This window comes from Lysobacter avium (assembly GCF_015209745.1).
In the GTDB taxonomy this organism is placed as follows: Bacteria; Pseudomonadota; Gammaproteobacteria; order Xanthomonadales; family Xanthomonadaceae; genus Novilysobacter; species Novilysobacter avium.
In genome coordinates, this window is sequence record NZ_CP063657.1 from 891,131 (window position 1) to 904,097 (window position 12,967).

13 protein-coding genes are annotated in these 12,967 nt (G+C 66.9%); 3 read left to right on the forward strand and 10 right to left on the reverse strand.

Features of this window, described 5'->3' with window-relative positions:
- Nucleotides 1-21 precede the first annotated feature (21 nt).
- Complete coding sequence (gene hda / locus INQ42_RS04040; protein WP_248285389.1) at nucleotides 22-693, forward strand: DnaA regulatory inactivator Hda; 672 nt, start codon at nucleotides 22-24, stop codon at nucleotides 691-693.
- Here hda and murU read toward each other — a convergent pair.
- From murU to INQ42_RS04060, 4 genes are read right to left on the reverse strand one after another with little or no spacing between them, the layout of a single operon-like run.
- Nucleotides 683-1,390: an N-acetylmuramate alpha-1-phosphate uridylyltransferase MurU gene (gene murU, locus INQ42_RS04045; RefSeq protein WP_194035255.1), complete on the reverse strand. Its 708-nt coding sequence runs from the start codon at nucleotides 1,388-1,390 to the stop codon at nucleotides 683-685. The genes hda and murU overlap by 11 nt on opposite strands.
- Nucleotides 1,387-2,412 carry an aminoglycoside phosphotransferase family protein gene (locus tag INQ42_RS04050; protein WP_194035256.1) on the reverse strand — a complete coding sequence of 342 codons (1,026 nt, stop codon included), beginning with the start codon at nucleotides 2,410-2,412 and terminating at the stop codon, nucleotides 1,387-1,389. The genes murU and INQ42_RS04050 overlap by 4 nt, the downstream gene beginning before the upstream one ends.
- Before the next feature lie 60 nt (nucleotides 2,413-2,472).
- Entirely contained in the window at nucleotides 2,473-2,736 is a 264-nt protein-coding gene (locus tag INQ42_RS04055) for a GlsB/YeaQ/YmgE family stress response membrane protein (protein WP_194035257.1), read from the reverse strand.
- Between the two features lie 59 nt (nucleotides 2,737-2,795).
- Entirely contained in the window at nucleotides 2,796-4,286 is a 1,491-nt protein-coding gene (locus INQ42_RS04060) for a M20 family metallopeptidase (protein WP_194035742.1), read from the reverse strand.
- A gap of 222 nt (nucleotides 4,287-4,508) precedes the next feature.
- Between INQ42_RS04060 and INQ42_RS04065 the strand changes: the two genes are divergently transcribed.
- Entirely contained in the window at nucleotides 4,509-4,814 is a 306-nt protein-coding gene (locus tag INQ42_RS04065; RefSeq protein ID WP_194035258.1) for a ComEA family DNA-binding protein, read from the forward strand.
- Between the two features lie 196 nt (nucleotides 4,815-5,010).
- Nucleotides 5,011-5,685 carry a HutD/Ves family protein gene (locus INQ42_RS04070; RefSeq protein WP_194035743.1) on the forward strand — a complete coding sequence of 225 codons (675 nt, stop codon included), beginning with the start codon at nucleotides 5,011-5,013 and terminating at the stop codon, nucleotides 5,683-5,685.
- Here INQ42_RS04070 and INQ42_RS04075 read toward each other — a convergent pair.
- The 6 genes from INQ42_RS04075 to INQ42_RS04100 form a co-directional block, all read right to left on the reverse strand.
- Nucleotides 5,635-7,275, reverse strand: coding sequence for a sulfite reductase subunit alpha (locus INQ42_RS04075; RefSeq protein ID WP_228064427.1), 1,641 nt, complete (start codon nucleotides 7,273-7,275; stop codon nucleotides 5,635-5,637). The genes INQ42_RS04070 and INQ42_RS04075 overlap by 51 nt on opposite strands.
- 53 nt (nucleotides 7,276-7,328) lie before the next feature.
- Nucleotides 7,329-8,267, reverse strand: a complete 939-nt coding sequence (locus INQ42_RS04080; RefSeq protein ID WP_228064428.1) for an FAD:protein FMN transferase — start codon at nucleotides 8,265-8,267, stop codon at nucleotides 7,329-7,331.
- A 152-nt stretch (nucleotides 8,268-8,419) separates the two neighbouring features.
- Nucleotides 8,420-9,232, reverse strand: coding sequence for a DUF4198 domain-containing protein (locus INQ42_RS04085; RefSeq protein ID WP_194035261.1), 813 nt, complete (start codon nucleotides 9,230-9,232; stop codon nucleotides 8,420-8,422).
- A 44-nt stretch (nucleotides 9,233-9,276) separates the two neighbouring features.
- Nucleotides 9,277-9,795 carry a DUF2271 domain-containing protein gene (locus tag INQ42_RS04090; protein ID WP_228064476.1) on the reverse strand — a complete coding sequence of 173 codons (519 nt, stop codon included), beginning with the start codon at nucleotides 9,793-9,795 and terminating at the stop codon, nucleotides 9,277-9,279.
- Between the two features lie 55 nt (nucleotides 9,796-9,850).
- Entirely contained in the window at nucleotides 9,851-10,489 is a 639-nt protein-coding gene (locus INQ42_RS04095; protein WP_194035744.1) for a PepSY-associated TM helix domain-containing protein, read from the reverse strand.
- A gap of 93 nt (nucleotides 10,490-10,582) precedes the next feature.
- Complete coding sequence (locus INQ42_RS04100; protein WP_194035263.1) at nucleotides 10,583-12,772, reverse strand: TonB-dependent receptor domain-containing protein; 2,190 nt, start codon at nucleotides 12,770-12,772, stop codon at nucleotides 10,583-10,585.
- Nucleotides 12,773-12,967 lie beyond the last annotated feature (195 nt).

Consider the following 12,967-nt stretch of genomic DNA (forward strand, 5'->3'; position numbering starts at 1 on the left):
TCGGGCGTACCGCAATTGCCCTTGGCGTTGCGCTATCCCGCCGACCAGCGACTGGATACGTTCGTTGATCCGCCGGCGGGCGCACTCGAGCAGTTGATCGCGCTGGCGACAGGCGAGGCTGACGACTGGCTGTATCTCGCCGGTCCGGCCGGTGCCGGCAAGACCCATCTGTTGCTGGGCACATGCGCCGCGGCAGAAGCGGCTGGCCGCCGTGCGGCCTACTTGCCGCTTGCAGTGGCGGCCGGTCGCCTGCGCGATGCGCTGGAAGCCCTGGAGGGCAATGACCTGTTGGCTCTGGACGGACTGGATGCGGTCGCCGGTCAGCGCGAGGACGAAATCGCCCTGTTCGATGTCCACAATCGCGCCCGTACCGCCGGAACCTGCATTGTCTATGCCGCGCGTGGGAATCCTGATGAGCTGGCGCTGGTTCTGCCTGACCTGCGCTCGCGGCTGTCCCAATGCAGCCGGATCAATCTGCAATCGTTGGACGAGGATGGGCGCCGGGAGGTGCTGCGCCAGCGCGCGCGCCGTCGCGGCTGGGTGTTGGAGGATGCGGCGCTGGAATGGTTGCTCAAGCGCGTCGAGCGCGACCTGCTTGGCTTGACCGCCTTGCTGGACCGGCTGGACCGCGCGTCACTGGCCGCCCAGCGACGGATTACCGTGCCATTCCTGCGTCAGGTCCTCAACGGCTGAGCGATACGTCCAGTTCGGCCAGTCGCTGGGGCGTGCCCACGTCCGTCCACTGGCCCGCGTGATGTTCACCGGTGACTGCGCCCGTGCGCATTGCATGGCGCAGGAGCGGCGCCAGAGGAAACCGCGCGGGCTGGGTGGCGGGGGAGGTCCCGGCAGCGTCGATCACGTCGCGCCAGTTCGCCAGCAGGGACGGCCGGTAGACACCGATGCCGGCGAAGGTCAGCCGTTTGGGGCCGTCGATCGACAGCTGGCCCGTGTCACCCAGTGAAAAGTCCCCCTCCGGGTTGTGTTCCGGGTTGTCGACAAGCACCAGGTGGGCCTCGCCCGTCGGCTGTCCTGGCAATAATGCGGGGTCGAAATCGCTCCACACATCACCGTTCACGGCGATAAACGGAGACTCGTGACCCAGCAGGTCGAGCGCACGCAACATGCCCCCGCCGGTTTCCAGCGGTTCCGGCCCTTCGTACGAGTAGCGCAGTGTCAGCCCCCACTGGCGTCCATCACCCAACGCGGGCTCGAACTGGTCCGCCAGCCAACTGGTGTTGATCACCACCTCGCGCACGCCGATGCCGGCAAGTCGCTCCAGGTGCCACACGATCAACGGCTTGCCACCGACGCTGAGCAGCGGTTTCGGCACTCGGTCGGTCAGCGGCCGCATGCGCTCGCCGCGGCCGGCGGCCAGGATCAGGGCCTTCATGCCGGCGGCTGGAACGGGTGGGCTGCCATCGCCGGTTTGACATGCCGATCGATGATCCCGGCCAGCCCGGCGAGCTGCGGGTATCGCGGCAGGACGGCGTCCACGTAACCAATGAAGCGCGGTGCGTCGGCTAGGTAACGCGGCTTGCCGTCGCGATGCCAGAGGCGGGCGAAGATGCCCAGTATTTTCAGGTGACGCTGGACGCCGATCAGGTCGGCATCGCGGCGGAAGCGGTCCAGTGCCGGCACCGGCAGGCCCGCGGCGACTGCGCGCGCGTGGTAACGGCCAAGCCACTCCTCGACCTTCGCTTCCGGCCAGCTCAGGAACGCATCCTTGAACAGGCTGATGGGGTCGTAGGCAATCGGACCGCGCACCGCGTCCTGGAAGTCGAGCACGGCCGGTCCCGCGTACACGGGCATCAGGTTGCGCGGCATGAAATCGCGGTGGACGAATACCTGCGGCTGGGCCAGCGCGGCATCGACCAGGAACCGGTTGGCCTCAGCCAGCGCCACCTGCTCGGCTGCGGACAATTCGATGCCGAGGTGGCGATCAAGGAACCAGCCCGGGAACAGGGCCAATTCGCGCGCCAGCAGGGCATCATCGTAGGCGGGCAGGTCGGCGGCGCACGGCAGCGCCTGCAGCTTCAGCAACTCGCCGATCGCCGCATCGAACAGGGCATCCGCATTGTCCGCGGTGATCACCTGCAGATAGGTCGGCCCACCCAGGTCTTCCATCAGCACGAACCCCGTGCGTTCGTCCTGGGCGAGCACACGCGGCACCCGCACGTCGTGGCGTTCCAGCAGGTCGCGCACGCGCAGCCACGGCGCGACATCCTCCTTGTCGGGCGGCGAGTCCATCACGATCCAGGGCGTGCCGTCGTGTCCTGCGCTGCGCCAGTAACTGCGGAAACCCGCATCCATCGATGCGCGCTGAAGCGTCAGCGCGGGGTGGCCGGACGCGCGGCGGGCCCAGTCAAGACGCGCATCCGCGCGCTCGCGGGACTCGGCAACAACCTGGTTCATGCAATCTCCGATGGCCGCCGGGAAGGCGGCAGGCGATGGGGTTAATGGGGTCGAGGTGGATCAGCGGCGCGTCGAGCGGCGGCGTTCGCGGACCATGTCCTGCACTACCAGCAGGACCATCGCGGCGATGATGGCCAACGCCCACACCAGCAGTCGGCTGGTGACGCCCATCTCGGTGGCCAGCCAGCTGCCGGCCAATGCGCCGACGATGCCCAGGACGATGGTCATGATCCAGCCCATCGGGTCCGGGCCGGGTTTCAAAAGCCGGGCGAGGATTCCGATGAGCGCGCCGCCGGCCACGTAACCCAGTACTCCGTTGAACATGGCGTTCTCCGTTACAGCGCAGATGGGTGCAGCGCCCGCGTTGGCGTGCTGCCCGTCACTCAGCAGCAGCCATGATCGCCGCGTTCCTGCACGCTGCCAGCGGCGGCCACACCGGTGGTCTCCCCGCGCTGTCCGGCTTCGTGGTGACGGGTGATCACGTGGGCGACGCTGGCGGTGACCCGCTTGCCCATCGGAATATGCAGGAATTCATTGGGACCGTGGGCATTGGAGTGGGGTCCGAGTACGCCGGTGATCATGAACTGCGCGCCGGGGAACTTCTCGCCCAGCATGCCCATGAACGGGATCGAGCCGCCTTCGCCCATGTACATCGCCGGCCTGCCGAAACAGGCCTGGCTGGCGCCTTCGATCGCCTGGGTGAGCCACGGCGACTGCGCCGGCGCGTTCCAGCCGGTCGAGGACTTCTCCAGTTCCAGCTCGACATGCGCGCCGTTGGGCGGATTGTCGAGCAGCGTCTGCTTGAGGATCTCGCCGGCACGCTTGCCGTCCAGAGTGGGCGGGAGGCGCAGCGACAACTTCACCGCCGTGTGCGGGCGCAGCACATTCCCCGCCGAGTCCAGCGAGGGCATGCCATCGATCCCGGTGACCGACAGTGCCGGGCGCCACGTCCGGTTGAGCACCAGTTCGGCCAGATCCTCGTCCATCGGTTGCATCCCGTCGAGCAGCGGGAACTTGTCGTACACCGCGGTGCCCAGCACACCGGCCGCCTGCCGCGCCTGCTCCAGACGTTCGGCAGGAACCTCCGCATGCAGACCTTCGACGATGATCCGGCCGCTGTTCTCGTCTTCCAGTCGCGACAGCAACTGGCGCAGCAGGCGGAAGCTCGACGGCACCACGCCGGACGCGTCGCCGGAATGGACGCCTTCGCTGAGGACCTTGACCGTGAAGTTGCCGCCGGCCAGGCCGCGCAGCGAGGTGGTGCACCACAGCTGCTCGTAGTTGCCACAGCCCGAATCCAGGCAGACGACCAGCGACGGCTTGCCGATGCGCTCGGCAAGGTGGTCCACGTAGGCCGGCAGGTCGTAGCTGCCGGACTCCTCGCAGGCCTCGATCAGGACCACGCAGCGGGCATGCGGCAGCTTCTGCTCGTGCAGCGCCATCACCGCGGTCAGCGAGCCGTAGATCGCGTAACCGTCGTCTGCGCCGCCACGCCCGTAAAGGCGGTCGCCCTTGATGACGGGCTTCCACGGGCCGAGGTCGTCATCCCAACCGGTCATCTCCGGCTGCTTGTCCAGATGCCCGTAGAGCAGCACGCAATCCTCGTCGCTGCCGCCATTGGCGGCCGGAATCTCGATGAAGATCAACGGGGTGCGGCCTTCCAGCCGGACGACCTCGATCTGCATCCCCGGGATCGACTGCGCGCGCGCCCAGGTCTCCATCAACGTGACGGCCTGCTCCATGTAGCCATGCTCAACCCAGTCGGCGTCGAACATCGGCGACTTGTTCGGAATGCGGATGTATTCCACCAGTTGGGGGACGATTTCAGCGTCCCACTTGTCGGCCACGAAGCGGTCGATGGCAGCGGAATCGATCTGGTTGGCATCCATGTTGGGCACCCGAATCTGTAGGGGGAGCCATTGTACCGCCGGCGCTCGCGTCGGAATTTCCCTACCCCATGACGGGTTGCGTTCCTACGCGTGCCTGACGACTTGGTTGATTCCCCCAGATGGGGCGGTGGGTCAAAGTTCATCCACCGGCACCGATCACGTGCCTTCGGGGATGGAACCCCACACACCACCAACAGGAGTCAGGTCATGAAGTCACTGCTGATGATTGCAAAAACGCTGGTGCTGTCGATCCTGCTTACCGGCATCGCCTGGGCGCAGGAGACGGTGAACATCAACACCGCCGAGGCAGCGGAAATCGCCCAGGTGCTGACCAACATCGGTCCGGCCAAGGCACAGGCAATCGTGGAATACCGCGAAGCCAACGGCGCGTTCCGCAGCGTCGAACAGCTGGCCATGGTCAAGGGTATCGGCCTGGCGACCATCGAAAAGAACCGCGACCGCATTGCGCTCTCTGCTGCCGGCAAGACACCCGGGAACATAGCCCAGCGCTGACTACACACCACCTGCGTAGACACCGGGATGTCGAAACAGGTGGAGTCGTGGGCAAGGACTGCCCACGCTCAGGGGAGAACCCTGGACAGGGATGTACGCCACCCGCTGCAGAGGGATCTGCAGCGGGTGGCACTGCTTTGGCAACGACGGAACCCGCGCAGATGGCAGACTGTCGTTCCGCCTCGATCTTCGCGCCATGAATCCGCATGTCATTCCAGCCGCCGATTACCGCCGCGAGCGCTGGCGCAACGGCCTGGGCTGGACAAGGGAAATCAGTCGGGCTGGAGGTGAGTCGGACTGGGCGTGGCGCATGTCGATCGCGGAAGTCGATGCCGACGCCGCGTTCTCGCGTTTTCCCGGCGTCGACCGGGAAATATGCCTGCTGTCGGGGAACGGTGTCGACCTGTGTTTCGATGACGGGGCGCGCGAGGGGCTGGAGCCGCCGCACGGGCGGCATCGCTTCGAAGGTGAGCGGGTAGTGCGTGCCGCGCTTCGCGACGGACCGGTGCAAGTGTGCAATCTGATGTGGCGACGCGACCGGGTCGGCGTCCGAGTCTGGCATCGTCCGCTGGTGGGGTCGATGGTGCTGTTTGCCGAGGTGGGAGACACATGGCTGCTGCATCTGCTGGCCGGACAGGCCCTGTTCTCGGGGGGCAGCGGACTCACCGGCTTGTCGGGCGGCGACACGGCTGTGCTCCGTTCCAACGTGGACGAGCGGGCGCGTTATGCCCTCGAGGGCGGCGGCGAGGCCTTGGTAGCACGCATCACCCCGGCGGCGTCCGGTGCGCGGGACGGCCATGTAATCGGGTGCGCGAGTGGCTCAGTAGACGTCCCGCCGGTATCGACCCTCGGCGAGGATGGCTTGCCATAGCGGCTCGCCCGCGATGGAAACCAGTGCAGCGTCCACCGCGGGCGCCATGCCTTTCAGGCTGCCGCAGACGTAAACGGACGCGCCCCGGTTCAGCCATTCCCGAAGGGCCTCGGCGCGCTCTGCGAGCAGGTGCTGGACGTAGCGTCGTGTCGCAGTGTCGCGCGAGAACGCGATGTCCAGCCGTTCGATCTGCCCGGAGCGGTGCCACGACTCGATGTCCTCACGATAGTGGAAGTCGTGGGCCGTGCTGCGTTCGCCAAACAGCAGCCAATTGTTTTGTCGACCGGTGTTGATCCGCTCCTGCAACAGTGCGCGCAGACCTGCCAGACCGGTGCCGTTGCCAATCAGGATCAGGGGGCGCCCGTCGCCGGGAGCGTGGAAATTGGGGTTACGGCGGATGCGCAGGTCGATCGCGCCGGGGGCATCGCTGTGCGCGGTCAGCCAGCCGCTTCCCAATCCAAGCGATCCTTGCTCATCGCGGGTCTGGCGCACCAGCAACCGCAGGCAGCCTTCGGCCGGGGTGGACGCGATGGAATAGGCGCGATGGGGCAGGGGAAGGAGCTCATCGGCGACTTGCTGTGCGCCCTTGCCCTGCACGTCGGCCTTCGAAGGCAAGCGGCTGGATGCGAGCAGTTCGGCCAAAAGCAGGTGGCGCTGCGCGTTCCTGGGGCCGGCGGTGACCGGTAAATCGCCGTCGAGGCCGCAGGCAGCAAGCCAGTCGCGGACGTGGTCGGCGGGGTTCTGCGGGCCTATCTCGGCCACGTCACCGGCCTGCCATCGCAGGTGGTCGGGGCTTTCGGGGGACATGCGCAGATCGAATACCGGTGCGCCGGGGCTGCCGTCGTTGAGGTGCCGACGCTGGTCCAATGACCAGAGTGCGTACGTGGGCGGCTCCCAGTCAACCTGGTCGGCTGCCCCGCAAAACCGGCCCAACAGGTACTGCCAGTGGCGCAGGGCGCCGGGATCGCCGTCGTCGACTTCGACCACGTCAAACAGCGGGTGGGCGCCGGCGCCGCGAAGCCAGCGATCGATGTGGTGGCCAAACGCGCAGAAGTGCTGGTAGTCGCTGTCGCCAAGGGCCAGGACGCCGTAACGCAGATGGTCGAGCCGTGCGTCGCCGGGATCCATGCATTGGCGAACGAAGTTGAAAGCGGGGTCGGGCGCGTCGCCTTCGCCGGTGGTGCTGGCGACGAACAGAACGTTGCGCGCGGCTCGCAGGGTTGGCAGGTCCAGATCCTCAATACTCGCCAGCCGGGCGGTTTGTCCCCCCTGCCGCAGCGAAACAGCGCTCCGCTCGGCGAGCGATTCCGCCTGTCCGAACTGGCTGGCGTGAACCACCAGCCATTGCGCCTCGTCCGCGGCCTCCGCAAACGTCGCGACGGCAGCCGAGGACACTGCTTGACGAGGTCGCGACCCGCGAAGCAGACGCACGAAGCCCGCATATCCGGCAATTACTGCGCCGGAGCCAAGCAGCGTGGATGTGCGCCACACCGGCGCGCTCCAGGTGTCGAGCTGCCATCGCGCCAGCGCAGCGGCGATCGCGGCGAAGCCCAGGATCAGCAGACCGTTGCCGAGCGAGCCGGCGCTCACCGATCGGCGGTAACGGTGTGCCCGAGACGATGCGACAGATGTCGGAATGCTGTTCATGGCTGAGCGAGCGCGGCGCGGAATTGCGGAGTCATGCGCGTCTTGAAGCCGTCCCCGTCGTGCCATACGAAGAACGCGGCAAGCTTGCGGCGGCGGGCGTAGTCCCAGCCCTGCGCGGGACCGAGCACGGTAAGCGCGGTCGCCAGCGCGTCGGCATGCATGCACTCGGCGTGCAGTACCGATACCGACGCCAGGCCATGCGAGACCGGCTGGCCATTGCGGGGGTCAACGGTGTGCGAGTAACGCCGCCCGTTCTCAGCGAAAAAATGCCGGTAGTCCCCCGAGGTCGCCATGGCCATGCCGTCCAGCGCGACCACCGGTTGCGCGGCCGCTGCGCGCTCGTTGAAGTCGGCCGACGTGGGCTGCTCCACGGCAATCCGCCACGGCGTGCCCTCCGGCTTGTGGCCGTGGCTGCGCAGTTCGCCGCCCACCTCCACCAGGAAAGCCGGTACTTCCTGCGCCAGCAGATACCGCGTGACCTGGTCGACCGCGTAGCCCTTGGCGATTCCTGACAGATCCACATACGCGTCGCCCGGCTGGGTCATGACGCCAGAGGGGTCAAGCTTCAGGCGTTGCCAGCCCACGCGTGTCATGGTCCGATCAAGCAACGCGGCATCAGGCGCCCTGCGTTCCCCATCCGGCCCGAAACCCCACAGGTTCACCAGCGCGCCGACAGTCGGATCAAACGCCCCGCCGGTGTCGTGGGCCAGTGCAAATGCGGCGTCCATGACCTGGCGCATTTCCGGCGGCAGCGCCTGTCGGGTGCCGGCCGCCGCGCGATTGAAACGACTCAGGTCGGAACCGGGCTCCCAGGTGCTCATCTGCGCGACCACAAGGTCGAGTTGCGTCTGCACACCGCGCTGAAGGTCGGGGATCGCCGCCGCATCGGCCTGCAGCGTCACCGACCACGTCGTGCCCATCGTCAGCCCGTTCATGCTTTGCATCGACTGGGCCGCGGACGGCGCGACCGTCGCCGTCTCCGCTGCTGTCGCTGAAGCCGTCGACGCCAGCGCCGCGTTTGCACACGCGGCCACAGACATTCCGCAGGCGAGCACCAACGCTGACAGGGCAGCCGCGAGACGCATGCCTACTGGGGCAGCACTTCAAGCGTGGCGACGTAGCTCAGGCGCCGCTTGCTGGCCTCGGGGAGCGAGGTCAGCTCGTCGGTGCTGGTGGTCTCCAGCCAGTACATGCCCGCGTGCGGCCACTTCACCTGGAAGTTGCCGTCTGCACCGGTCACCACCTTGATCTCCTCGGGCTGGTCGCGGTAACGGCTCGCGCCGGGGATGATCTCGACCTCCAGCCCGGCCGCGGGCTTGCCGTCGAGCAGCAGCTGGAAGGTCGCCGTCTCTTCGGCATACAGGTCATTCGGATGCGTCACCGGGACCATCTCGATGCCCTTGCCAGACGGCTTGAACACGCTCGTGGTCGGCGAGCCCACCGTGGCGAACGTCTCGACGCTGCCGAGCGACTCGGACACTTCAACGTCGGTCGCCGCCGCCGGAATCCCGGTCTTGAATTCGGCAGGGGTGCCGCGCCAGCGCTTGTTCTCACCGTCCAGCTGGTACTGGGCGAACATGCCGTGGTTGACCACCGCCAGCTTGTAGGTGCCTTGCTGGTTGAGCTCGAGATCGAACACGCTGCGGTACTTGCCCGTCGCGCTGTTCTGCGGCGCCACGCGACTGCCGTCGGGCGAGGTGACCTGCAGGCCGTCCAGGCGCAGCGGCACGTGGTTGAAATAGAACAGGTCGTTGGAAACCGCCGCGTCGACGGTCATCCACGCGCCGGTGTCGGAAAACACGGTGGCGGAGGGGTGCAGCCAGGTCTTGTGCGCGGAGGCAGCCGATGGCGCCAGGCACAGCGTGAGGGCAGTGGCGATGCCGATGAGCTTGAGGTTCATTGCGGATTCCTTTGGGGATCGGTGTGGATGTGGCCGGCGCAGGCTCAGGGCGTTATCGAGACGCGCACCTGACCCAGCTCGGAAGTGCCTTTGGCCTTCAACTGCTGCGGGGACGAGCCGGGCCAGGTGATGGGCACGCTGACGACTTCGCGGCCGCCGACTTCCCGCGCGGCCTCGATGACCAGTTCGTACCTGCCGGGCGGCAGGCCCTTCAGCGGCCCTTTTGCGTCGTTGAAGCGCAGCTGGTGCTGTCCGGCCGGGCGCGTCGCGCCGCTTACCCCGTCCACTGGCATAGGCGTGGAGCGTCCGCTGCGGCGCCACCACTGGCGCATGTCCTTCAACCACTTGCTGCCTTCGCCGGCTTTCATCTCGACGTCGTACCAGACCGCCAGGTTGGCGGCGACGCTGTGGTCAGGCCGCTCCAGCCACATGGCCACGTACGGGCGGTGGTACTCGGACACGTTCAGGCGTGGAATCTCGACGCTGATCTCCAGCTCGGCGGCTGGCAACGCGGCGGGCAGGACCAGCATCGCGAACAGCGCGGCTGTGGCGATTGCACGCAAGCGCGCAGGTGGCTTGCTGAAGAGACGGTGCGGCATCGGGCAGGACCTCTGGGTGTCAATGCATGAAAAGGATGATCAGCAGCGCCGGCAGCGCCACGCCGAGGCCGACCATCGGCCAGGTTTTTCCGCGCTGGCGCGAATGCATGTGCAGCAGCCACAGGCCGGTGAGGGCGAACAGCAGGCACGCCACCGCGAACAGGTCGATGAACCAGCGCCAGGCCGCGCCGGTGTTGCGGCCCTTGTGCAGGTCGTTGAGCCAGGCGATGACGCCGCGGCTGGTCTGTTCGTATTCCAGCTCGCCGGTGGCGCGGTCGATCGCCAGCCAGGCATCGCCGCCCGGGCGGGGCAGGGAGACATACACCTCGTCGTCCGCCCACTCGGCGCTGCGGCCCTTGGCAAGGACGTTCATCTCCGTTGCCAGCCAGTCGACGACGCTGGCCGGCAGGGGCGCTCCCTCGGTGTAATCCCCCGAAAGGCTGCGCAGGACACTCGCCGGCAGCGTGTCGGTGCGGGTGTCCACGCGCGGGGTCGCCTCGATCTGGGCAGCATGGTTGAGGGTGATGCCGGTGGCCGAAAACACCAGCAAGGCCGCCAGGCTGACGGCCGCGCTCATCCAGTGCCATCGGTGCAGCGTCTTCAGCCACCAGCCCCGGGTGGAGCTGGCGCTGCTGGTGGTTGCGGCAGTGGCGGTCATGGAGTCGCGGTCACCGGGATTGGCACGATCGGCAATCATATTGCAGATGAGAATCAGTCGCAATTGATCATTCGGCCGGCCTCATGCGCAGGCTCAGAAATCCACGTTCACCGACAGCCACAAGCGCCGGCCGGCCTCGCTGGTGCTGCGGGTGTTGGCGTACGCCACGGTGCCGTTATCGTCATACGGCAGGTAGTCGACGAAATCCTTGTCGAACAGGTTGTACACCGCGGCGTTGAGGCTGATCGCGTCGCTCACCCGGTAGCGGCCGCCCAGGTGGAACTGGGAGTAGGACTTGTAGTCGCCCAGCTGGTCCTGCGCGGCGCCCGCACCCCGGTAGCGCGCGCTGCGGTACTCGCCGCGCAGGTACAGGGCCAGCGCGTCGGTCGCCTGCCAGTTCACGCTGCCGTTGAGCAGGTTCCTGGGCGTGTTGGTCAAGGGCGTGCCGTTGGCGCTGCCGCTTTTCTGCTCGCTGTCGGTGCGGGTGTAGTTGAGTTGCAGCTTCCATGCCTCGGCCAGCGGAACCTGCATGGCGAATTCCGCGCCGCGGGTCACGGCCTTGTCGATGTTGACGGTCTGGCCGAGCGTCGCCGAGCGCGGAAACCAGCCCACGTCCACGCAGCTTGAGCCGGAGAAGTCCGCGGCGTTGTAGGCGGCCTGGCTGAGCCCGAATGCGCAGTTGGCTACCGGCGTACCGCTGGCGATCTTGTCGCTGAAATCGTTGTTGAACACGGTCAGGCTGGAGCTGAAGCCGTTGTCGGCCGCGTAATACACACCCAGCTCGGTGGTGGCGCTGGTTTCCGGCTTGAGCGTCGGCGTGCCGATCAACGGGATGGTGCCCTGGCCGCCGAAGCCCTTGATGCCCGGGGTCAGGTCCTCGATGTTGGGCGAACGGTAGCCTTCGCTGTAGCCGCCCTTCACGACCCAGTTCGCGTTGGCGTTCCAGACCAGGTACGCACGCGGACTGAGGTGGCTGCCAAAGGTGCTGTGGTCGTCATGGCGCGCGCCGACGGTGAGGTTCAGCGCGTCGTTGATGCTCCACTCGTTTTCGGCGAACAACGCCCACTGGTGGAACTCGAAGGCGTCGCTGGCCACGCCGTCGACCAGTTTTGCGTCCAGGTACTGGCCACCGACGGTCAGCTTGTTGCTGCCGATGTCGGTAACCAGTTTGGTGTCGAAGACGCGATTGCGGTTTTCCAGCTCGCGCGGGCTGCCGGCGCCCGCCGTGCCGGCCGGCAGCAGCCGCCCGATCGTCTCGGTGGTGGTTTGCTGCAGGCTGCTCTCAAGTGCGCCCAAGTCGTAGCGCGCGTCCCACGCCAGGGTGGCCTGGTCGCGGTTGAAGCGCAGGCTCGGAGCGTATCCGCCGGCGCCCAGGGTGCCCATCTGGCCGGTGCTGTTGTCGTACTCCTGGCGTCCGCTGGTGACGTCCAGCCACAGGTCGTGGTCGTCCGATGGCGTGAGCGCCAGTCGCGCGCCCACGTTGTGGCTGTCATAGCTGACCGGGTTGGCGCCCATCCAGGGGACGATCTCCTCGCCGGACAGGTCCGTGTATGCGATGTCGGAGGCGTCGCGCTTGAACCAGCCGCCACGCAGCGACAGGCCGAGCAGGTCGCGGACCAGGGGACCGTCAACGAAAAAGTTCGCGCCATACAGATTGCCGAAGGACGAATCCTCCTGAAGGCTGGTCTCCATCCCGACCGAGCCTGCCCACGCCGCGCCGACCTTGCGGGTGATGATGTTGATCACCCCGCCCATCGCATCCGATCCGTACAGGGTCGACATCGGGCCGCGGATCACCTCGATGCGGTCGATCGCCGACATCGGCGGGATGAAGTTGTTCGCGGTGTTGCCAAAATTGTTCGGCGCGACGTTACCGGAAGTGTTCTGGCGGCGGCCATCGATCAGCACCAGGGTGTAGCTGGACGGCATGCCGCGCAGGCTGATCTGGGGCGCGCCGGTCTTGTCCACGCCGACTCCGATGTCCACGCCTTCCACGTTCACCAGCGCGTCTGCCAGGCTGTGGATCGGCTGCTTGACCAGTTCCTCGCGGGTAAGCACCGTGATGCTGGCCGGCGCCTCGCGCACCATCTGCTCGAAGCCGGCGGCGGTGACGACGACCGCATCCAGATCGATCGGGCCGGCGGTGGCCGCGTCGCCGGCCACTCCGGTCGCTGCACTGGCGATGACCGGAGACGACAGGGCAAGCAGCAGCGCCAGCCCAAGGCCGGCACGACGGTGATGGGCAAGCGGTGCGATGGAACGGGTCGGACGGGGCGCGGTCATGATCTGGAAGGGATTCCCATAGGACGTGCAAGGCGAAGCCGCCGGCTTCTGCCGACGAGAGCGCTAGTGGTGAGTGGCGAAATTGCAGCGCGTGGGGCGGTAACGAAGGCGCCGCTGTTTCATGAACAGGGCGATCGTAGATGATAATGGTTCTCAGTTGCAAGCGCTGCGAGCGCCATCCCTTCGCCTCACGGC

Excerpts from the sequence above, each read along its gene's own strand:
- murU (WP_194035255.1), bottom strand. The coding sequence starts at position 1,390 with ATGAAGGCCCTGATCCTGGCCGCCGGCCGCGGCGAGCGCATGCGGCCG.
- INQ42_RS04050 (WP_194035256.1), bottom strand. The coding sequence starts at position 2,412 with ATGAACCAGGTTGTTGCCGAGTCCCGCGAGCGCGCGGATGCGCGTCTT.
- INQ42_RS04055 (WP_194035257.1), bottom strand. The coding sequence starts at position 2,736 with ATGTTCAACGGAGTACTGGGTTACGTGGCCGGCGGCGCGCTCATCGGA.
- INQ42_RS04065 (WP_194035258.1), top strand. The coding sequence starts at position 4,509 with ATGAAGTCACTGCTGATGATTGCAAAAACGCTGGTGCTGTCGATCCTG.
- INQ42_RS04070 (WP_194035743.1), top strand. The coding sequence starts at position 5,011 with ATGAATCCGCATGTCATTCCAGCCGCCGATTACCGCCGCGAGCGCTGG.
- INQ42_RS04080 (WP_228064428.1), bottom strand. The coding sequence starts at position 8,267 with ATGAACGGGCTGACGATGGGCACGACGTGGTCGGTGACGCTGCAGGCC.
- INQ42_RS04085 (WP_194035261.1), bottom strand. The coding sequence starts at position 9,232 with ATGAACCTCAAGCTCATCGGCATCGCCACTGCCCTCACGCTGTGCCTG.
- INQ42_RS04095 (WP_194035744.1), bottom strand. The coding sequence starts at position 10,489 with ATGACCGCCACTGCCGCAACCACCAGCAGCGCCAGCTCCACCCGGGGC.
- INQ42_RS04100 (WP_194035263.1), bottom strand. The coding sequence starts at position 12,772 with ATGACCGCGCCCCGTCCGACCCGTTCCATCGCACCGCTTGCCCATCAC.